Source organism: Nocardia sp. NPDC057353 (assembly GCF_042667085.1).
In the GTDB taxonomy this organism is placed as follows: Bacteria; Actinomycetota; Actinomycetes; order Mycobacteriales; family Mycobacteriaceae; genus Nocardia.
Genome location: NZ_JBHVAK010000070.1, coordinates 12,533 through 32,465, shown reverse-complemented (window position 1 = coordinate 32,465; position 19,933 = coordinate 12,533). Strand labels below are relative to the sequence as shown.

The 19,933-nt window shown below is 71.1% G+C and carries 16 protein-coding genes and 1 tRNA gene; 14 read left to right on the top strand and 3 right to left on the bottom strand.

Translation table 11 applies throughout. From position 1 onward, the window contains the following. Positions 1-84: 84 nt before the first annotated feature. From ACFUUZ_RS27380 to ACFUUZ_RS27365, 4 genes are read left to right on the top strand one after another with little or no spacing between them, the layout of a single operon-like run. On the top strand, positions 85-852 hold the full coding sequence (locus ACFUUZ_RS27380; RefSeq protein ID WP_378701110.1) for an amino acid ABC transporter substrate-binding protein: 768 nt from the start codon (positions 85-87) through the stop codon (positions 850-852). Between the two features lie 7 nt (positions 853-859). Further along, positions 860-1,528 carry an amino acid ABC transporter permease gene (locus ACFUUZ_RS27375; RefSeq protein ID WP_378701108.1) on the top strand — a complete coding sequence of 223 codons (669 nt, stop codon included), beginning with the start codon at positions 860-862 and terminating at the stop codon, positions 1,526-1,528. A gap of 59 nt (positions 1,529-1,587) precedes the next feature. Further along, on the top strand, positions 1,588-3,006 hold the full coding sequence (pyk, locus tag ACFUUZ_RS27370) for a pyruvate kinase (protein WP_378701106.1): 1,419 nt from the start codon (positions 1,588-1,590) through the stop codon (positions 3,004-3,006). A gap of 52 nt (positions 3,007-3,058) precedes the next feature. Then, positions 3,059-3,958 carry an acyl-CoA thioesterase gene (locus ACFUUZ_RS27365; protein WP_378701104.1) on the top strand — a complete coding sequence of 300 codons (900 nt, stop codon included), beginning with the start codon at positions 3,059-3,061 and terminating at the stop codon, positions 3,956-3,958. A 70-nt stretch (positions 3,959-4,028) separates the two neighbouring features. On the opposite strand, the gene ACFUUZ_RS27360 is transcribed toward ACFUUZ_RS27365, so the two are convergent. Both ACFUUZ_RS27360 and ACFUUZ_RS27355 read right to left on the bottom strand, forming a co-directional pair. After that, entirely contained in the window at positions 4,029-4,436 is a 408-nt protein-coding gene (locus ACFUUZ_RS27360) for a hypothetical protein (protein ID WP_378701102.1), read from the bottom strand. A gap of 107 nt (positions 4,437-4,543) precedes the next feature. Then, the gene (locus ACFUUZ_RS27355) at positions 4,544-5,161 is read right to left on the bottom strand and encodes a low molecular weight phosphatase family protein (protein WP_378701099.1); all 618 of its coding nucleotides are present in this window, start codon (positions 5,159-5,161) and stop codon (positions 4,544-4,546) included. Positions 5,162-5,580: 419 nt separating this feature from the next. Between ACFUUZ_RS27355 and ACFUUZ_RS27350 the strand changes: the two genes are divergently transcribed. Together ACFUUZ_RS27350 and ACFUUZ_RS27345 are read left to right on the top strand one after the other, a co-directional pair. After that, positions 5,581-6,855, top strand: coding sequence for a cytochrome P450 (locus ACFUUZ_RS27350; protein ID WP_378701098.1), 1,275 nt, complete (start codon positions 5,581-5,583; stop codon positions 6,853-6,855). 666 nt (positions 6,856-7,521) lie between these two features. Beyond that, the gene (locus ACFUUZ_RS27345) at positions 7,522-9,123 is read left to right on the top strand and encodes an acyl-CoA dehydrogenase family protein (protein WP_378701096.1); all 1,602 of its coding nucleotides are present in this window, start codon (positions 7,522-7,524) and stop codon (positions 9,121-9,123) included. A gap of 96 nt (positions 9,124-9,219) precedes the next feature. Here ACFUUZ_RS27345 and ACFUUZ_RS27340 read toward each other — a convergent pair. Then, positions 9,220-9,306: transfer RNA gene (locus ACFUUZ_RS27340), tRNA-Leu, on the bottom strand. A 144-nt stretch (positions 9,307-9,450) separates the two neighbouring features. Here ACFUUZ_RS27340 and ACFUUZ_RS27335 point away from each other — a divergent pair. From ACFUUZ_RS27335 to polA, 8 genes are all read left to right on the top strand, one after another. Further along, the gene (locus tag ACFUUZ_RS27335; RefSeq protein ID WP_067655508.1) at positions 9,451-10,068 is read left to right on the top strand and encodes an ANTAR domain-containing response regulator; all 618 of its coding nucleotides are present in this window, start codon (positions 9,451-9,453) and stop codon (positions 10,066-10,068) included. A gap of 305 nt (positions 10,069-10,373) precedes the next feature. After that, the gene (locus ACFUUZ_RS27330; protein WP_378701116.1) at positions 10,374-11,576 is read left to right on the top strand and encodes a branched-chain amino acid ABC transporter substrate-binding protein; all 1,203 of its coding nucleotides are present in this window, start codon (positions 10,374-10,376) and stop codon (positions 11,574-11,576) included. 105 nt (positions 11,577-11,681) lie between these two features. Beyond that, positions 11,682-12,719 carry a branched-chain amino acid ABC transporter permease gene (locus ACFUUZ_RS27325; protein WP_378701094.1) on the top strand — a complete coding sequence of 346 codons (1,038 nt, stop codon included), beginning with the start codon at positions 11,682-11,684 and terminating at the stop codon, positions 12,717-12,719. Positions 12,720-12,799: 80 nt separating this feature from the next. Continuing rightward, positions 12,800-14,176 carry a branched-chain amino acid ABC transporter permease gene (locus ACFUUZ_RS27320; RefSeq protein ID WP_378701114.1) on the top strand — a complete coding sequence of 459 codons (1,377 nt, stop codon included), beginning with the start codon at positions 12,800-12,802 and terminating at the stop codon, positions 14,174-14,176. Then, entirely contained in the window at positions 14,173-15,141 is a 969-nt protein-coding gene (locus ACFUUZ_RS27315; protein ID WP_378701092.1) for an ABC transporter ATP-binding protein, read from the top strand. Before ACFUUZ_RS27320 ends, ACFUUZ_RS27315 begins: the two co-directional genes overlap by 4 nt. Continuing rightward, complete coding sequence (locus tag ACFUUZ_RS27310) at positions 15,141-15,872, top strand: ABC transporter ATP-binding protein (RefSeq protein ID WP_378701089.1); 732 nt, start codon at positions 15,141-15,143, stop codon at positions 15,870-15,872. Before ACFUUZ_RS27315 ends, ACFUUZ_RS27310 begins: the two co-directional genes overlap by 1 nt. A 196-nt stretch (positions 15,873-16,068) precedes the next feature. Continuing rightward, positions 16,069-17,061 carry a neutral zinc metallopeptidase gene (locus tag ACFUUZ_RS27305; protein ID WP_378701087.1) on the top strand — a complete coding sequence of 331 codons (993 nt, stop codon included), beginning with the start codon at positions 16,069-16,071 and terminating at the stop codon, positions 17,059-17,061. Between the two features lie 52 nt (positions 17,062-17,113). Then, the gene (gene polA / locus ACFUUZ_RS27300; RefSeq protein WP_378701085.1) at positions 17,114-19,846 is read left to right on the top strand and encodes a DNA polymerase I; all 2,733 of its coding nucleotides are present in this window, start codon (positions 17,114-17,116) and stop codon (positions 19,844-19,846) included. Positions 19,847-19,933 lie beyond the last annotated feature (87 nt).

Below are 19,933 nucleotides of genomic sequence, written 5' to 3'. Positions count from 1 at the left end.
CCGCCTTCCGCGGTGGCGTCCCGGTCGGTTCCCGGCCGGGGAGCGCTAGGCTGAGCCTCCCATCGCCGTCGAAAGGGGTCAGCCGTGCGCCGCAGGCTGTTCGCCGCCGTTCTGCTCGCCGTCCTCACCGCCACCGGCCTGACGGCGTGTAGCAGCGCGAGCGACCCCGACGTGCTCCGGGTCGGCACCGAGGGCACCTACGCGCCCTTCAGCTTCCAGGGCAGCGACGGCGCGCTGACCGGTTACGACGTCGAGGTAGCGCAGGCCGTCGGCGCGAAGCTCGGCAAGCGGGTCGAGTTCGTGCAGACCCCGTGGGACGCCATCTTCGCCGGGCTGGAGTCGCGCCGCTTCGACGTGGTCGCCAACCAGGTGACGGTCACCCCGGAGCGCAGCGCGAAGTACGGCATCTCGACGCCGTACACCGTCTCCGAGGGCGTCGTCGTGACCCGCTCGGACGACAACTCCATCACCTCGCTCGCCGACCTGCGCGGCAAGACCAGCGCCCAGTCGGTGACCAGCAACTGGAACCAGGTCGCCACCGACGCGGGCGCGCGGGTCGAGGCCGTCGAGGGCTTCGTGCAGGCGGTGCAGCTGCTGAAGAACGGCCGGGTGGACGCCACCGTCAACGACAACCTCGCGGTCGCCGAGTACACCACCCGCACCGGCGACACCGGCGTCAAGGTGGCCGCCGAGACCGGCTCCAGCACCGAGCAGGCCTTCGCCACCCGGTCCGACGACGCGCTGCTCGCCGACCTGAACCGCGCCCTGGACGAGCTGCGCGCCGACGGCACCCTGAAGCGGATCTCGGAGAAGTACTTCGGCACCGACGTCAGCGTGCCCGCGAGCAACTGACCCTCGGATGGATGCCGCAACCAGGGAGCTGATCCTGCAGAACCTGGCGCCGATGCTGCGCGCCACGGTGACCATGACGCTCCCGCTCACCGCCGTCAGCTTCGCCATCGGGCTGGTGCTCGCGCTGCTGCTCGCGCTGGCCAGGATGTCCCCGCTGTGGGTGCTCTCGGTCCCGGCCCGGGTCTACATCTCGATCATCCGCGGCACCCCGCTGCTGGTCCAGCTCTTTATCGTCTTCTACGCGCTGCCGCAGTTCGGCATCGTCATCGACCCGTTCCCGGCGGCGGTGATCGCGTTCAGCCTCAATGTCGGCGGCTACGCGGCCGAGGTGGTGCGGGCCGCGATCCTCTCGGTGGCGCACGGTCAGTGGGAGGCGGCCTGGGCGGTGGGGCTGCGCTACCCGCAGATCCTGCGGCTGGTCATCCTGCCGCAGGCCGCGCGGATCGCCGTCCCCCCGCTCAGCAACACGCTGATCTCGCTGGTCAAGGACACCTCGCTGGCCTCGACGATCCTGGTCACCGAGCTGCTCAGGACCGCCCAGCTGGCGGCCGCGCCGACCTTCGACTTCTTCGCGCTGTACGGCGTGGCTGCGGTGTACTACTGGGTCATCTGCCTGGTGCTCGGCTTCGGCCAGACCCGGCTGGAGACGCGGCTCTCCCGGCACGTCGCCCGTTAACGAGAGTTTCACCTGCACCGAGGAGGGCCCGCGACGCGCACAGGACTAGTCTCGACGCCGTGAACCGACGGACGAAGATTGTGTGCACTCTCGGACCGGCCACTGCCTCCGAGGACCGTATTCGCGAACTCGTCGAGAGCGGCATGGACGTTGCCCGGCTGAACTTCAGCCACGGCGAGCACGCGGACCACGCCGAGAACTACAAGAAGGTGCGGCAGGCCTCCGACCACGCCGGTCGCGCCGTCGGCATCCTCGCCGACCTACAGGGCCCCAAGATCCGGCTCGGCCGGTTCGCCGAGAACCGCACCACCTGGGCCACCGGCGAAGAGGTGCGGATCACCGTCGACGAGGTCGAGGGCAACCACGACCGGGTCTCCACCACCTACAAGGAGCTCGCCAAGGACGCCAAGGCGGGCGACCGGCTGCTGGTCGACGACGGCAAGGTCGGGCTCACCGTCACCGGCGTCGACGGCAACGACGTGATCTGCCGGGTCACCGAGGGCGGCCCGGTCTCCAACAACAAGGGCGTCTCGCTGCCCGGCATGAACGTCTCGGTGCCCGCGCTCTCCGAGAAGGACATCGAGGACCTGGAGTTCGCGCTGGAGCTCGGCGTCGACTTCATCGCGCTCTCCTTCGTGCGCTCGCCCTCCGACGTCGAGCTGGTGCACGACGTCATGGACCGGGTCGGCCGCCGGGTGCCGGTGATCGGCAAGCTGGAGAAGCCGGAGGCGATCGACAACCTGGAGGCCGTGGTACTGGCCTTCGACGCGGTCATGGTGGCCCGCGGCGACCTCGGCGTCGAGCTGCCGCTGGAGCAGGTGCCGCTGGTGCAGAAGCGGGCCATCCAGATGGCGCGGGAGAACGCCAAGCCGGTGATCGTGGCGACCCAGATGCTGGAGTCCATGATCGAGAACTCCCGCCCGACCAGGGCCGAGGCCTCGGACGTGGCGAACGCGGTGCTGGACGGCGCGGACGCGGTCATGCTCTCCGGCGAGACCTCGGTCGGCGCCTACCCGATCGACACCGTGCGCACCATGGCGCGGATCGTGCACGCGGTGGAGTCCGAGTCGACCACGGTGCCGCCGCTGACCCACGTGCCGCGCACCAAGCGCGGCGTCATCTCCTACGCCGCGCGCGACATCGGCGAGCGGCTGAACGCCAAGGCGCTGGTCGCCTTCACCCAGTCGGGTGACACCGTCCGCCGGCTCGCCCGGCTGCACACCCCGCTGCCGCTGCTCGCCTTCACCCCGCTGCCGGAGGTGCGCAGCCAGCTCTCGCTGACCTGGGGGACGGAGACGTTCCTGGTCCCGACGGTGCACAGCACCGACGCCATGATCAAGCAGGTGGACACCGCGCTGCTCACCATGGGGCGTTACCAGCGCGGTGACCTGGTGGTCATCGTGGCCGGGTCCCCGCCCGGGACCGTCGGTTCCACTAACCTGATCCACGTACACCGGATCGGTGAGGAGGACCATTAGTGAGTGACCTATCCGCTGCCATGTCCGTCCCGGCGACGGGCGGTGCGCAGCTGTGACCCCGTCGGTCCCCGGCGCGATCGAGGTCGGGACCGATCTCGCCGTGCTGCTCGACCTCCTCGACCTCGAGGAGGTCGGGCCGGACGTGTTTGTCGGGCAGCACCCGGAGAAGGTGTGGAGCCGGACCTTCGGCGGCCAGCTGGTCTCGCAGGCCATCGTGGCCGCGGGCCGGACCGTCGGCGACCGCCCGGTGCACGCGGTAAACGCGCACTTCGTGCGCGGCGGCGACGTGAAGAAGCCGATCGAGTACCACGTCGAGCGGCACCGCGACGGCCGCGCCTTCGCCAACCGCACGGTGACCGCGAGCCAGGACGGCCAGGAGCTGTTCGTCATGCTCGCGGCCTTCCAGGAGTGGGGGCGCGGGCTGGAGCACGCGCACGAGCGCCCCGACGTGCCCGACCCGGAGAGCCTGCCGCGGATCGAGCAGAGCTTCGCGGGGTTCGAGGACAAGCTGGAGATGTTCGTGAACGCCCCGCGGCCGATCGACCTCCGCTACACCAACGACCCGTCCTGGATCCTCAAGGGCACCGGCGCGAAGCTGAACCACAACCGGGTCTGGATGAAGGCCGACGGCACCCTGCCGGACGACCCGCTGCTGCACAACGCCACGCTCGGCTACTCCTCGGACACCACCGTGCTGGACTCCATCATCACCACGCACGGGCTGTCCTGGGGGCTGGACCGGATCGTCGCCGCCACGGTGAACCACTCCATCTGGTTTCACCGGCCGTTCCGCTTCGACGAGTGGACGCTGTACGCCACCGAGTCGCCGGTGGCGGCGGGCTCGCGCGGGCTGGCCACCGGCCGGTTCTACGCGCGCACCGGCGAGCTGCTCGCCACCACCGTGCAGGAGGGCGTGATCCGGCACTTCCCGGCGCGCAGGCCGAAGGGGTAGCGGGCTCCGGGCCCGGAGCCGCGGGTCGCCGCCCGCGGTGTCGCGGCGGGAGCCACGGCCGCGGCGTGCGCTAGATGCGCTCGCGGTCGGCGTCGAGGTCGGTGCGCTGCGAGGCGCTGAGCGTGAACGGGATCTCGGGTTCGTCGCGCGGCGCCGCGTAGAGCGCGAGCAGCAGCGTGTGCTCCAGCGCGGCGATGTCGTCGTCGGTGAGCTCGTCCGGGGCGCCGACCAGGCTCAGCGCGATCTCGTAGCAGCCGCGGGCTCCGGGGTCGGAGTCCGGGTTGTCCAGCCGCCACCGGGTTTCCAGCGTCGCGTGGCGCGGGTCGTCCGGGTCCACCGGCAGGGTGAACCGCCAGGCGAAGACATCCCGCTCCGCCAGGTGCGCGTCGACCGCGTCGCGCACCGCGCGCACCACGTGGTCGAGGGTCTCGGGGGTGAGGTAGACGTGGAGCGAAACATCCGAAATCCGCTTCGGCATGCCTGATTCCTGTCCTCGGGGCGCGCCGGAACCGGCGCAGGGCTCGTCCGCGGGGAGTGTAGCCCCGCGGGCCGCGGGCCGAACCGGCACCACGCCGGAGCCCGCGCTCACCGGGTGCGGTTGGCGGCGAGGAACGCCGAGAGCGGGGCCTGCGGCCGCGGCCGGATCACCAGCCCGAGCCGCTCCTCCGGCTCCGGCCGCCGCTGCTCGTGCGGGGCGAGCGCGAGCAGCAGCGGTACCACCGCCTCGGCGATCCGGTCGCCGACCTCGCAGTAGGACTGCGCCGAGAGCCCGATCGGGTCGGCGATGTTCTCCCGGTGCACGTACGCCAGATCGTCGCGCGCCGCGTGCAATCCGGCGATCGTGCGCGCCCCGGTCAGCTTGGCGATCCGGCGCGCCTCGAGCAGCGTGAAGGTGCGCGCGGGCGCCCCGAACCCCATCGCCGCCACCTGGTCCCTGAGCTGGTCGGTCATGGTCAGGACGAGATCGGCCCGGTCCACCATGTCCGGGGTCAGCCGCCGCGCCCGGAAGCCGTCCGGAACGCCGCCGAGCCCGGAGATCGTCTGCGCCGCCAGCGGTTCCACCGGGAACCCGACCAGCGCGCGGGTCCCGGCGCTCTCCGCGGTGAGCCCGGGCAGGTCGTGGTCGACCGCGAGGGCGCGCGTGAGCCGCTCGGCGATCGCCGAACGGCAGACGTTGCCATTGCAGACGAACAGGACGTGCATGCGTCAACGGTAGGCAGGTCGCCGCGCTGTCACGACCCCGTGCGGCGGGAGATCACACCCCGCCCGGCAAGTGTTCATCCGCAGGTCGGACGCTGTACACGGCCGCTCGGAGACCCCCGCGCGGCGCACGCGCTGTGAGCGCCGCGATCCCTCTGTATCATCTGCCCGGAGTATCGGGAGAACCGTTATGCTCCAGCGAATTCGGCAGCCCCGCGGCATGTCGGGGTACAGAGCACAGGAGCGCGGCAGGACGTGTCAGGGCCGAATCGGTCGTTCGGACCGGTGGCAGCGCCGTCCGCGCGGCGACCCGGCGGCGCCCGGTCGTTCCCGCTCGACGAGACGCGGTCGGCCGGGAGCACCGTCGAGACCCGCCCGGCGTCCCGCCCGAACTCGCAGGTCAGCTTCGACGAGGAGAACACGTGCAGTCCCAGCAGCAGACGGTCGCACCCGAGACCGCAGTGACCGAATCCGGCATCGACATCGCGTCGCTGCCCGCGGTCCCCATCTACGACGCGGCCTTCGCCGCCGACCCGGACCGGGCGTACGCGGAGATGCGCCGCACCTACGGGTCGATGGCGCCGGTCGAGCTCGCGCCCGGGGTCCGCGCCACCCTGGTGATCGGGTGGGCGACCGCGCGGCGCATCCTGAACGACCCGCACCACTTCCCGGCCGACCCGCGGATCTGGCAGCAGGGCGTTGACCCCGGGCTCTCCATCCTGCCGATGATCGAGTACCGCCCGAACGCGCTCTTCTCCACCGGCGCCGACCACGCCAGGTACCGCACCGCGACGGTCGACGCGCTCGCCGGGGTCGACCTCGCCGGGCTCAGGGACACCGTAGCGCAGACCGCGGGCGCGATGGTCAACCAGTTCTGCGCCGCGGGCAGCGCCGACCTGATCAGCCAGTACGTGCTCCCGCTCGTCTTCACCGTGGTGAACCAGATGCTCGGCTGCCCGCCGGAGATCAGCGGCCGGATCGCGGACGCCAGCGCGAAGCTCTTCGACTCGGTCGAGGACCGCGGCGAGGTGAACGCCGCGCTCAACGCCTCGCTGCTCGCGCTGGTCGCGCTCAAGCGGGCCGAGCCCGGCGACGACGTGACCACCCGGCTGCTCCAGCACCCGGTGAACCTCGACGACGAGGAGATGTGCCACCAGCTCGTCACCTTCTTCTCCGCCTCGATCGAGCCGCTGACCAACCTGATCGTCAACACGCTGCTGCTGATGCTCACCGACCCGCGGTGGACCGAGGCCCCGTTCGGCGCGGCGCCGCTGACCCCCGCCGCGATTCGGCTCACGCTCCGGGAGAACCCGCCGCTGGCGCACTACTGCCTCAGCTACCCCGCGCAGCCCATCCTGGTCGGCGGGTACTGGCTGCGCGCGCACGAGCCGGTGATCATCGGCATGACGGCGTGCAACAACGACCCGGAGAACCTGCAGGGCGACGACCGCGGCTACCACGAGATCGACCTGGCCTACGGCGGCGGCGTGCACGAGTGCCCCGGCCAGGCGCAGACCAACGCGCTGCTGATCGCGCACGAGGCGATCGACCAGCTCCTGGACGTGCTGCCGGAGCTGAGCCTGGCGGTGCCGCCCGCCCGCCTGGTGTGGCGGCCGGGGCCGTTCCACCGCGCGCTGGAGGCGCTGCCGGTGACCTTCCCGCAGACCCAGCCGATCCCACTCGATTTCGGACGGTAGTAACTCTCGACCAGGGCCCCCACCTGCGGCGCGGTAGCACCGTGCTGCGGGTGGGCACTTCATGCCATAGAATGCATTTCGGGGACTCGCCACCGTAGGGGGCGGCGAGGAAGAGCATGGGGCAGGGGAAGGGGGACCCGGGCACAGCGCGACAAGTCTTCCCGGAGAACGTGATACCGAGCGCGGCGTAGCACAGGATGTGGCTTCGGCGTGACTGCGGTGGACGAAGTCTGCCCTGATCACGGCTCGGTTCGGTCGAGCCTGTTCTCGACCGGTGCCGGTACCCGTCTCTCCCGAATCCGAGTTCCGGAGTGGAACGTACACGCTCCGGTTCGGCTACCGCCGTGCCTTTTTCCGGTGCGGCGGGCGTAACCATTCGCAACAGGGGCCCGGATCCGCGGACGCGGTCGCGGAGCACGCGGGCCCGATGGCATCAGGGGTGTGCACATGTCAGTCGACCTAACGGACCAGTATTCTCCCTCCGATATTCCCGAGCCCGATTCGGTCGGAAACGCGCTGCAGTCGGCCATTTTCGGCGATCATGCGGCGCTCCACATTCGCGTTCGCGATATCGTACTCGGTCTGGGGGATGTTCCGCGATCGGGGTTCAGCTACTCCGAACAGGCCACCGCCGCGCCCGATCTGCTCCGCGCGGCATTCGCCGGGTTGCGGTGCACGGCAAGTGATCTCGCGCTCGATGCGCAGTTGCGCGGCGCGCTCTGCGACTGGGCGCAGATCGCCGCGCCGCGGCTGCTGCTGGTCCTGACCGGCGATCTCGATCTCGCGGTCGGCGGAATTCTCGCGCTCGGCAACGGCTCCGACTATCAGCGGGAGTGTCTGGCCGAGCTGGACCACGGCGCCTCGCTCGGCGTGCTCGCGCTCACCGAGTTCGGCGGCACCAATGGCGCCAACCAGGGGACGATCGCCGAGTACGACCGGGTGCGGAACGGGTTCTGGCTCAGCACACCGGCTTTCGAGTACGCGAAGTTCATGCCGAACATCGCCGACCCGGCGGTGCCGAAGACGGTGCTGGTCACCGCGCGGTTGCTGGTGGACGGCGGCGACGAGGGGGTGCTGCCCTTCCTGGTGCGGCTGCGGACCGCGGACGGGCTGATCGACGGCGTCGACGTCGAGACGCTGCCGGACAAGGACAGTGCGCCGATGGACCACGCCGTGTTCCGGTTCCGGCGGGTGTGGCTGCCCGCCGACGCCCTGCTGGCCGGGGACTGGGGGCGGATGACCGCGGCCGGGTTCGAGTGCGCGCTCCCGGTGCACCGGCGGTTCCACGCCGCGGTCTCCGCGCTGGGCAACGGCAGGCTCGACCTCGCCAACGCCTCGATCGCGAGCGCCCGCGCCGCGCTCACCGGGCTGGTCAACTACGGCAGGCAGCGCCGCCCCGGGCAGAGCGCGCCGCTGACCGACCGGCACCCGGTGCGCGGCGAGCTGATCTCGCACCTCGCCGCCGTCTACGCCACCAGCGTGCTCGGGCGGCGGCTGCGCGACCTGCGCGCGACCGTCGGCGCCGACGAGAACGACCAGCGGCTGTGGTCGATGCTGGCCAAGCCGCTGCTCTCGTTCACCGCCCAGCAGACCCTGACCATGGTGCGGCAGCGGATGGCCGCCCAGGGCGCGCTGCGCGTCAACCACGTGGTGGACTGGATCGGCAATACCCAGGCGATCTACACCGCCGAGGGGGAGAACCAGATCATGCTGGTCACCGCGGGCAAGGCGGGCCGGGCGCTCACCGCGCTGCGCCTTCCCGAGCTCCCCGCCGAGCTGCCCTGGTACCTGTCGCTGCTCACCGCGCGGCAGGAGGCGACCGCGGAGCGGGTCGAGCTGCTGCGCGGCCGTGGCCGCGGCGCGGCCGCGGGCGAGCTGGACTCGGTCGCCATCGAGCTCGCGCAGGTGACCGGCGCCGTGCAGGCCACCACCGCGCTGCTCGCCGTCGCGGACCGCACCGCGGACCCGGTCGCGAAGGCGCTGCTGGAGTCGGCGGCGGCGGTCTACGCCCTGGAGACGGTCAAGGCCGACGCCTTCTGGTACGCCGCCAACCAGCACCTGCACCCGGAACTGGCGGTCCGGATCGACGCCGAGCTCGGCGCGCACCACGAGGTCCTCTCCGGGCACCTGGCGGAGCTGGTCGGCGCCTTCCTGGTGGTCGGGCTGGACGGCCCGGTCTTCGCACCGGACTACGGCCGGGCGTGGCAAAACCTGATCGGGTGGAGCGACGAGTCCTTCGACCGGGCGGACACGGCGCCCGCCGCGTAGCGGATCACGGGCATGCGGGCGGGGCCGGTCGAGGTGACGGGCCCCGCCCTTTTTGTTCACGGGACCGGTCGATTCTCCGGAATTCGGGGCCGTTCGTGGTGCCGAGTGTGGGACTCGAACCCACACGCCCTTTCGGGCAACGGTTTTTGAGACCGTCGCGTCTGCCAGTTCCGCCAACCCGGCGCACCGGGAGCGACTATAGCCGCTCGGCGCCGCCCGGCGCGAAACAGCGCGGCGGCGCGGGGTTCGCGCAGGGTATATGGGTTGTCCGGCGAGCTGAACGGTACTCTCTACAGCACTCGCATGCGGAACCAGAGGGGTCTACCAATGAGCACTACAGCAGGGGGCGCCGGCCCGACGCGGGACACCGGTGCGAAGCGGGTCGTCGTCGCCGAGGACGAGACGCTCATCAGGATGGACCTGGTCGAAATGCTCACCGAAGAGGGCTACGAGGTGGTCGGCGAGGCCGGTGACGGCCAGCAGGCGGTGGACCTCGCGGTGGAGCAGAAGCCCGATCTGGTGATCATGGACGTCAAGATGCCGCGCCGGGACGGGATCGACGCCGCCGCCGAGATCGCGTCGAAACGCGTTGCGCCGGTTGTGATCTTGACCGCATTCAGCCAGCGCGACCTGGTGGAGCGGGCGCGCGACGCCGGGGCCATGGCCTACCTGGTGAAGCCGTTCACCAAGTCCGACCTGGTCCCCGCCATCGAGCTGGCGGCGAGCCGGTTCCACGAGATCACCGCGCTGGAGAGCGAGGTGGCGAACCTCTCCGAGCGGCTGGAGACCCGCAAGCTGGTGGAGCGCGCCAAGGGCGTGCTGATGCAGACCCAGGGGCTCTCCGAGCCGCAGGCGTTCAAGTGGATCCAGCGCACCGCGATGGACCGGCGCACCACCATGAAGGCGGTCGCGGAGGTCGTGCTGGAGAATCTCGCCCCGCAGTGACCTACGCGGCATTTCCGATACCCGCGGAGCGCGTGTCAGGGGGCTGAGCGACGCGTCCGCGGAATCGCAGCGGGAAAAGCCCGCCGTGACGGCCGGAAATTTTACGTGCCGGAAACCTGAACTGCGAGAACAATTCGACACGAAGTCGTTTCCATAGCGCGATTGTGATGCGGATCCACCGTACCGACGCTATGTTTCTGTCCGGGTCGGCGCGGTCGGCCCCCTCGGCGCAGTCGGGGGATCACAGGAACGTAGAGGTGAGACGCGTGCTGAGTTCGACATGGCGGAGGCGCTCCACCCGCGGCGTGCTGGCATTCGGTGCCGTCGCCGCGCTGGTGCTGACCGGATGTGGCGACAAGTCGACGAGCGACGGTTCGGATTCGTCCGGCACCGCGGGGGCGGGCGGGCTGTCCATTCAGCCGCTGCTGCAGGTCGACGCGCAGGGCAAGGAGGTCCCGAAGGCGGACGCCGCCGCGGCGGCCGACCCGGCGGGCTCCGGCAACGCCACCTGCCCGGCGGGCACCTCGATCGCCATGGCAGGCGCGCTCACCGGCCCGAACGCGGCGCTCGGCATCAATATCGTGAACGGCGTGAAGCTGGCGCTCGACCAGCACAACAAGGCCAACGCGAACTGCCAGATCACGCTCAAGCAGTTCGACACCGAGGGCGACCCGCAGAAGGCCTCGCAGGTCATCCCGCAGATCGTCAACGACCCGAGCATCATCGGGCTGGTCGGCCCCGCCTTCTCCGGCGAGACCAAGGCCACCGGCCAGATCCTCAGCGATGCCGGGCTGGTCGCGGTGACCTCGTCGGCCACCAACGCCACGCTCACCGCCAACGGCTGGCAGACCTTCTTCCGCGGTTTGGCGAACGACGACGTGCAGGGCCCCTCGGTCGCCAACTACCTGGTGAACACCGCGGGCTACAAGAAGATCTGCGTCGTCCAGGACAACACCGACTACGGCACCGGCCTGGCCAAGAGCATCACCGCCGGGCTCGGCGCGGCCGCCGACCCGTCCTGCGCCGCCAGCATCAAGCAGGGCGACAAGGACTTCTCGGCCACCGTCACCCAGATCTCGGCCGCGCAGCCGGACGCCATCTTCTACTCGGGCTACTACGCCGAGGGCGCCCCGCTGGCCCAGCAGCTGAAGTCGGGCGGCGTGGACGCGGTCTTCGTCTCCGCGGACGGCACCAACGACCCGCAGTTCGTCGCGCAGGCGGGCAGCTCGGCCGAGGGCGCGGTGCTCTCCTGCCCGTGCGGCCCGGCGCCGGAGACCTTCGCCAAGGAGTACGAGGCGCTGAACGGCCAGGCGCCCGGCGTGTACTCGGTCGAGGCGTACGACCTCACCACGATCCTCGCCACCGGGATCGACGGCGGCGCGGTCACCAGGCCCGCCCTGCTCGACTTCGTGCGCGGGTACGACGGCGCCGGTCTGGCCCGCGAGTACCAGTGGAACCCGAACGGTGAGCTGTCCAACGCGCTGATCTGGATCTACGAGGTCAAGTAGCGCCGACGACCGGCGCAGCGGCACGTACGCACCCTGCCGGGGGGCGTACGTGCCGCCCGCGTCCTGGGCCGAATTCGGGATGGTGAAGATGAGGGCGAACTACGAATGACGACATCAACTCTGCTCGGCGCGGCCTACCTCGCCGACGGGTCGATCGACTTCAACTACGAGGGCGTGATCGACCAGTTCTGGCGGCTGACCGTCGACGGGCTGTCCTACGGCGCGATCTACGCGCTCGTCGCCGTCGGCTACACGCTGGTCTACGGCGTGCTGCGGCTGATCAACTTCGCCCACTCCGAGGTCTTCATGCTCGGAATGTTCGGGCAGTACATCGGGCTCATGCTGCTCGGCTTCTCGCCGAGCGGTGACGTCTACTCGCAGGGCGTCCTGCTCACCGTCACCTACCTGGGGCTGGCGATGCTCTTCGGCATGGCGGTCTCCGGCGCCGCCGCGGTGGGGTTGGAGCGGGTGGCCTACCGGCCGCTGCGCAGGCGCGGCGCCAAGCCGCTGATCTTCCTGATCACCGCGATCGGCATGTCCTTCGTGCTGCAGGAGTTCGTGCACTTCGTGCTCCCGGAGATCTGGCCGGGGCTGGGCGGCACCAATGCCCAGCAGCCGATCATGCTGGTCGAGCCGGAGGTGCAGTTCAGCTTCTTCGGCGCCGACGTCACCAACGTGACGCTGGTGATCATCGCCGCGGCGGTGATCCTGGCGATCGCCACCGAGATCGTCATCAACCGCACCAAGTTCGGCCGCGGCATCCGCGCGGTCGCCCAGGACCCGGACACCGCGACCCTGATGGGCGTCTCCCGGGAGCGCGTCATCATGCTCACCTTCCTGATCGGCGGCCTGCTCGCGGGCGCCGCCGCGCTGCTCTACGCGCTCAAGATCCCGAACGGCATCATCTACTCCGGCGGCTTCGTGCTCGGCATCAAGGCGTTCAGCGCCGCGGTGCTCGGCGGCATCGGCAACCTGCGCGGCGCGCTGCTCGGCGGGCTGCTGCTCGGGCTGGCGGAGAACTACGGCCAGATCCTCTTCGGCACCGAGTGGCGCGACGTGGTCGCCTTCGTGGTGCTGGTGCTGGTGCTGATGTTCCGGCCGACCGGCATCCTCGGTGAGAGTCTCGGGAAGGCACGCGTATGACCGACAACGATCCGGCGACGCAGCGCCTGCCGATCCAGAAGGCGGCCGCGCCGCCCGCGCCCACGCCGCCCGAACGCCCGATGCACGGCGTCGGCGACGCGCTCCGCTCCTGGTGGGCCGGGCTCTCCCGGCCCGCGCAGTGGGCGGTCGGCGTTCCGGCGCTGATCGTGCTCGCGCTGCTCCCGCTCTTCCCCCCGCCCTTCCTGAACACCCCTGGCACCAGCTTCGGCGGCGTCATGGCGCAGTTCGCCATGTACGCGCTGATCGCCATCGGGCTCAACGTGGTGGTCGGCCAGGCGGGGCTGCTCGACCTCGGCTACGTCGGCTTCTACGCCGTCGGCGCCTACACCGTCGGGCTGCTGACCAGCCCGAACAGCCCGTGGAACCAGACCGACGGCGGCTGGCTGAACGAGGACTGGGCCTGGCTGGCCTGCGTGCCCATCGCGATCGCGGTGACCGCGATGTCCGGACTGATCCTCGGCTCGCCCACGCTCCGGTTGCGCGGCGACTACCTGGCCATCGTGACGCTCGGCTTCGGCGAGATCGTCCGGCTGCTCGCCGACAACCTCGGCGACGTCACCAACGGTAGCCTCGGCCTCTCCGGCATCGCCTACCCGCGGGTCGGCGAGTCCGAGGAGCAGCCGAACGGCGTCTTCTCCGCGGGCAACGTCGGCGACCCGAACGCCTCGAACCTGCTGGACAAGGCGAACTCCGGCGTCTGGTGGTTCTGGGTCGGGATGATCCTGGTCGTGATCGTGCTGCTGATCGTCGGCAACCTGGAGCGCAGCCGGGTCGGCCGCGCCTGGGTGGCGATCCGCGAGGACGAGGACGCCGCCGAGGTCATGGGTGTGCCCGCCTTCAAGTTCAAGCTCTGGGCCTTCATGATCGGCGCCGCCATCGGCGGGCTCTCCGGCGCGCTCTACGCGGGCCAGGTGCAGTTCATCAACCCGACCGGCTTCAACATCATCAACTCCATGCTCTTCCTCTGCGCGGTGGTGATCGGCGGGCAGGGCAACAAGCTCGGCGTGATCGTCGGCGCGTTCATCATCGTCTGGCTGCCGAACCGGCTGATGTCGGTGCAGCTGGTCGAGCAGAGCGCCACCGGCTACGCGCTGCTGGCGCTGACCGTCGTCGCGCTGATCGCGGCGGTCGTCGGCTGGCGGCGGTGGGCGCGGCACCAGGAGGCCACCGGGGTGCGGTACGGCTACGTGCTGGGCTCGATCGCGGTGTTGATCGGGCTCTGCGTGGTACTCGGCAATGTGCTGGTCTTCCAGGAGCAGGGCGCGCAGTCGCTGGGCGACTTCAAGTACCTCTTCTTCGGCATCACCCTGGTGGTGCTGATGATCTTCCGGCCGCAGGGGCTCTTCCCGGTGCGGCAGAAGCTGCTCGCCTACGGCCGCCAGATCTACCAGGCCGTGCGCAGGCCGGCCGCCGAACCGATCGGAGAACGGGCATGACCGGGCCCGGCGCGGGTGACGCGCTGTTCGACAACGAGGACATGTCCGCCGGCTACCGCAAGCCGCCGGAGCCGGTGGAGTCCGCGGGCGACGTCGACGTCACCGCGGTGCTCCCGGTGCTCGCCGACGCCGACGCGGTGGCCGAGGTGGTGGCGCCGAGCCGGGCCATCGAGACCCCGGTCGGCGAGGCGCTGCTCCGCACCGACGGGCTCACCGTGAAGTTCGGCGGGTTGACCGCGCTGGACAGCGTGGACTTCGAGATCCGCCGCGGCGAGATCCTCGGGTTGATCGGGCCGAACGGCGCGGGCAAGACCACCTGCTTCAACGCCATCAGCGGGGTGTACCGGCCGACCTCGGGCACGGTGTACTTCGACGGCAAGCCGCTCACCAAAACCAAGCGCAACGCCATCACCCGGCTCGGCATCGCGCGCACCTTCCAGAACATCCGGCTCTTCGGCGAGATGACCGCGCTGGAGAACGTGGTGGTCGGCACCGACGCCAGGCACAAGACCTCGGTGCCCGGCGCCATCTTCCGCACCCCGCGGCACCGCCGCGAGGAGCGCGACGCCATCGAGCGCGGCATGGCGCTGCTGGAGTTCGTCGGCATCGCGCCGCGGGCGGTGGAGAAGGCGCGCAACCTCTCCTACGGTGACCAGCGCAGGCTGGAGATCGCCCGCGCGCTGGCCACCGAGCCCAAGCTGCTCTGCCTGGACGAGCCTGCCGCGGGGTTCAATCCGAGCGAGAAGTCGGCGCTCATGGAGCTGATCCGCAAGATCAGGGACGACGGCTTCACCGTGCTGCTCATCGAGCACGACATGCGGCTGGTGATGGGGGTGACCGACCGGATCGTGGTGCTGGAGTTCGGCCGCAAGATCGCCGACGGGCTGCCCGCCGAGATCCGGGAGAACCCGGCCGTGATCGCCGCCTACCTCGGCGTGCCGGACGACGACGAACAGGGGCAGTGATGGGTGACGCGGACGTGCTGCTCGAGGTCACCGACATGGTGGTCAACTACGGCAGGATCCAGGCGCTGCACGGCGTCTCGCTGCAGGTGCGGCAGGGCGAGCTGGTGACCCTGCTCGGCGCCAACGGCGCGGGCAAGACCACCACCATGCGCGCGCTCTCCGGGCTGCTCCCGCTCACCGGCGGAACGGTCGTCTTCGACGGCGAGGACATCACGCACGTCAAGGCGCACGACCGGGTGGGCCGCGGGCTCATCCAGGCGCCGGAGGGCCGCGGTGTCTTCCCCGGGATGACGGTGGTGGAGAACCTGGAGATGGGGTGCTACGCGCGCCCGTTCAAGGAGAAGGCGGAGTACACCAGGACCCTGGACTGGGTGTTCGAGCTCTTCCCCCGGTTGGCCGAGCGGCGCAAGCAGGTCGGCGGCACGCTCTCCGGCGGCGAGCAGCAGATGCTCGCCATCGGGCGCTCGCTGATGGCGCGGCCCCGGCTGCTGCTGCTCGACGAGCCGTCGATGGGGTTGGCGCCCATGGTGATCCAGCAGATCTTCCGGATCATCGGGCAGATCAACGCCGAGGGGACGACGGTGCTGCTGGTCGAGCAGAACGCGCAGCAGGCGCTGGCGCGCAGCACCCGCGCCTACATCCTGGAGACCGGCGAGGTGACCAAGACCGGCGGCGGCCGCGAGCTGCTCACCGATCCCGCCGTGAAATCGGCGTACCTCGGCGTCGGCTGAGCCGACCCCCGACCCCGTCGCGCGGCGGAAACTCCGGTGCCGCCGGAGTTTTCGCGACGGGCGGCGGGGTCGGGCACCGGGGGCGGGCGGTGTCGGCCGCCGACGAGGCGGTTGCGGCGCGCGGAGCGCTCCGCTTCCATGGAATCCGGCGGGGACGGGCAGCGGTGCCGGTGCCACCGCGGAGCTAGGGGGAACGATGAGCGGGCCGTGGTGGCGCAGGCCGCGCCGGCTGATCGCCCTCGCGGCGGGCGCGGCGGTGGTCGGGCTGGTGCTGGCCGCCGGGGTGATGCGGCCCGTGCACCGCGCGGAGCCGCCCACCGAGCTGCGCGCCGCGCGCGGCGTGACCGCGGGCCCCGGCTTCGCGGGGGTGCTCGGCGAGGCGGGCCGCCCGGCCGGTGACGACGCGCCGCCGGTGGCCGAGCTGCCGCTGGCCGGGGTGCCGCTGCGCGCCGGGCCGGACGCCCCCGACCCGCGCCCGGTCTTCGCGCTCGCCGACCACCCGCTGCTGGCCAGGCACGCCGGGCTGGCCAGGATCGGCTGCGAGCTGCCGCCGTGGCACGACGAACCGCGCGGCGCCGAGGCCTTCCTGCGGACGGCGCTGGACTGCCTGGACGACAGCTGGTCGGTGACGCTGCGCAATGCCGGGCTTCCCTTCCGCCCGCCGCGGCTGGAGTTGCGCGCCGCGGGCGCGCGCACCACCTGCCCGGACCGGCTGCCCGGCCCGGCGGACGGGCCGTTCTACTGTCCGGCCGAGGAGAGCATCGTGGTCCCGGCCGAGGCGCTGCGCCCGCTCGGCGCCGGGTCCGCGCGCGGCGCCCAGCTCGCCGCGCTCGGGCACCAGTACGGCCACCACGTGCAGCAGCTGGTCGGCATGGTGCGCGCCTACACCGACGCGCGCACCGCCGCGGGCTGGGGCTCCGAGCGCGGCCTGGAGCAGAGCCGCAGGCTGGAGCTGCAGGCGTGGTGCTTCGCGGGGATGTTCCTCGGCACCAACCACGGCCGCGGCGACATCGACCGGCGCACCTGGGAGGAGGCCGCGACCGCGGTGCGGGCGAGCGGCGACCGACCCGGCGACCCGCGGCTGCTCGGCAGCCAGGAGTCGGTGTGGGGCTGGTGGCGCTGGGGTTCGGACACCGGCGACACCTGGGAGTGCAACAGCTGGTACGCGGCCGCCGCGCACATCGGCTGAGCCGCGCGGGTCCCGGCCTCGGATGTCGGAGCCGGTCCCTAGACTCACCGGTGTGACTTCACCGACCACGCAGCCAGCCCCGTCCACCGCCGCGACCGCGGGTGGTGACCGGCCGACGCTGCTGCTGCTGGACGGGCACTCGATCGCCTACCGCGCCTTCTTCGCGCTGCCCGCGGAGAACTTCAAGACCGTCACCGGACAGACAACGAACGCCGTCTACGGCTTCACCGCCATGCTCATCAACCTGCTCCGGGACGAGAAGCCGACGCACGTGGCGGCCGCCTTCGACGTCTCCCGCGCGACCTTCCGCACCGAGGCGTACCCGGAGTACAAGGGCAACCGCAGCGCCACCCCGGACGAGTTCCGCGGCCAGGTGGAGCTGACCAAGGACGTGCTCGACGCGATGGGCATCCCGGTGATGGCGATCGAGGGGTACGAGGCCGACGACGTGATCGCCACCCTCACCACCCAGGCGCTGCGCGACGGCTTCCGGATCCTGGTCGTCACCGGCGACCGCGACGCCATCCAGCTGGTGAACGACGATGTCACCGTGCTCTACCCGCGCAAGGGCGTCTCCGACCTGACCCGCTTCACCCCGGACGAGGTGCAGACCAAGTACGGCCTCACCCCGGCCCAGTACCCGGACTACGCGGCGCTGCGCGGCGACCCGAGCGACAACCTGCCCGGCATCCCCGGCGTCGGCGAGAAGACCGCCGCCAAGTGGATCCGCGAGTTCGGCGACCTGAACGCCCTGGTCGACCGGGTGGACGAGGTCAAGGGCAAGGTCGGCGACGCGCTGCGCGCCAACCTGAGCAGCGTGGTGCTGAACCGGCAGCTCACCGAGCTGGTCAAGGACGTCCCGCTGCCGTACACCCCCGAGCAGCTGGCGCAGGCGCCGTGGGACCGGAACAAGATCCACCAGCTCTTCGACGACCTGGAGTTCCGGGTGCTGCGCGACCGGCTCTTCGAGACGCTGGCCCCGCCGGAGCCGGAGGCGGAGTCCGGCTTCGAGATCAGCGGCGGCGCGCTGGAGGTCGGCGCGGTCGGGGAGTGGCTCGCCGAGCACGCGAGAGCCGGTGCCAGGCACGGCCTCTCGGTGGTCGGCAGCGGCAGCCCGGCCGCGGGTGACGTGCGCGCGCTGGCCATCGCGGCGGCCGACGGCGAGGGCGGCTACATCGACACCACGATCCTCACCCCGGAGGACGAGGCGGCGCTCGGCGCCTGGCTGGCCGACCCCGACGTCCCCAAGGCGCTGCACGAGGCCAAGGCCGCCATGCACGCGCTGCGCGGCCGCGGCTGGACCCTGGGCGGGCTCGCCACCGACACCGCGCTCGCCGCCTACCTGGTCCGCCCCGGGCAGCGCAGCTTCAACCTGGACGACCTCTCGCTGCGCTACCTGCGCCGCGAGCTGCGCGCCGAGGTGGACGAGACCCCGCAGCTCTCGCTGCTCGACTCCGAGGACGCCGCCGACGTCGAGCTGGCCACCGCCGAGATGCTGCGCGCCCGCGCCGTCGCCGACCTGGCCGACGCGCTGGACGAGGAGCTGGCGAAGATCGAGTCGGTGCCGCTGCTCACCGAGATGGAGCTGCCGCTGCTCGGCGTGCTCGCCACCCTGGAGGAGTCCGGCATCGCGGTCGACACCGAGCAGCTGGGCACCCTGCAGCGCACCTTCGCGGACAAGGTGAACGACGCCGCCGAGGCGGCCTACGGCGTGATCGGCAAGCAGATCAACCTCGGCTCGCCCAAGCAGCTGCAGGTGGTGCTCTTCGACGAGCTGGAGATGCCGAAGACCAAGCGCACCAAGACCGGCTACACCACCGACGCGGACGCGCTGGAGTCGCTCTTCGAGAAGACCGAGCACCCGTTCCTGGAGCACCTGCTCGCGCACCGGGACGCCACCCGGCTCAAGGTCACGGTGGACGGGCTGCTCAAGTCGGTGGCCGACGACGGCCGCATCCACACCACCTTCAACCAGACCATCGCCGCCACCGGCAGGCTCTCGTCGACCGAGCCGAACCTGCAGAACATCCCGATCCGCACCGACACCGGCAGGCAGATCCGCGACACCTTCGTCGTCGGCGCCGACTACGCCGAGCTCATGACCGCCGACTACAGCCAGATCGAGATGCGGATCATGGCGCACCTCTCCGGCGACGAGGGGCTGATCGAGGCCTTCAACTCCGGCGAGGACCTGCACACCTTCGTCGCCTCCAAGGCCTTCGACATCCCGATCTCCGAGGTGCACCCGGAGATGCGGCGTCGGATCAAGGCCATGTCGTACGGCCTGGCCTACGGCCTGAGCGCCTTCGGCCTCTCCGCCCAGCTCAAGATCAGCACCGCCGAGGCGAAGGAGCAGATGGAGACCTACTTCGCCCGCTTCGGCCGGATCCGGGACTACCTGTACGAGGTGGTCGAGCAGGCCCGCAAGGTCGGCTACACGCAGACGCTCTTCGGCCGCCGCCGCTACCTGCCCGACCTGGACACCAGCAATCGGCAGCGCCGCGAGGCCGCCGAGCGGATGGCGCTGAACGCCCCGATCCAGGGCACCGCCGCCGACATCATCAAGGTCGCCATGATCAATGTGCACCGGGCGATCGAGGCCGCGGGGCTGCGCTCCCGGATGCTGCTGCAGATCCACGACGAGCTGGTCTTCGAGGTCGCCGCGGGCGAGCGGGACGAGCTGGAGCGGCTGGCGCGGGCGGAGATGTCGGCGGTGATCGAGATGTCGGTGCCGCTGGACGTCTCGGTGGGCACCGGGCGCAGCTGGAACGCCGCCGCGCACTGACCGCGGCCCGGCGCGGTCGTGTCCCCGGCCCGACGCGGTCGGGGCTGCCCGTCGGTGTCGAACGGCCCGCGCGCCCCCTGCCCGCGC

What these genes read in the sequence shown, in the direction of transcription:
- ACFUUZ_RS27375 (WP_378701108.1), top strand. Translation starts at nt 860, where the DNA reads ATGGATGCCGCAACCAGGGAGCTGATCCTGCAGAACCTGGCGCCGATG.
- ACFUUZ_RS27360 (WP_378701102.1), bottom strand. Translation starts at nt 4,436, where the DNA reads ATGCCGAAGCGGATTTCGGATGTTTCGCTCCACGTCTACCTCACCCCC.
- ACFUUZ_RS27355 (WP_378701099.1), bottom strand. Translation starts at nt 5,161, where the DNA reads ATGCACGTCCTGTTCGTCTGCAATGGCAACGTCTGCCGTTCGGCGATC.
- ACFUUZ_RS27335 (WP_067655508.1), top strand. Translation starts at nt 9,451, where the DNA reads ATGAGCACTACAGCAGGGGGCGCCGGCCCGACGCGGGACACCGGTGCG.
- ACFUUZ_RS27325 (WP_378701094.1), top strand. Translation starts at nt 11,682, where the DNA reads ATGACGACATCAACTCTGCTCGGCGCGGCCTACCTCGCCGACGGGTCG.
- ACFUUZ_RS27320 (WP_378701114.1), top strand. Translation starts at nt 12,800, where the DNA reads ATGCACGGCGTCGGCGACGCGCTCCGCTCCTGGTGGGCCGGGCTCTCC.
- ACFUUZ_RS27315 (WP_378701092.1), top strand. Translation starts at nt 14,173, where the DNA reads ATGACCGGGCCCGGCGCGGGTGACGCGCTGTTCGACAACGAGGACATG.
- ACFUUZ_RS27310 (WP_378701089.1), top strand. Translation starts at nt 15,141, where the DNA reads ATGGGTGACGCGGACGTGCTGCTCGAGGTCACCGACATGGTGGTCAAC.
- ACFUUZ_RS27305 (WP_378701087.1), top strand. Translation starts at nt 16,069, where the DNA reads ATGAGCGGGCCGTGGTGGCGCAGGCCGCGCCGGCTGATCGCCCTCGCG.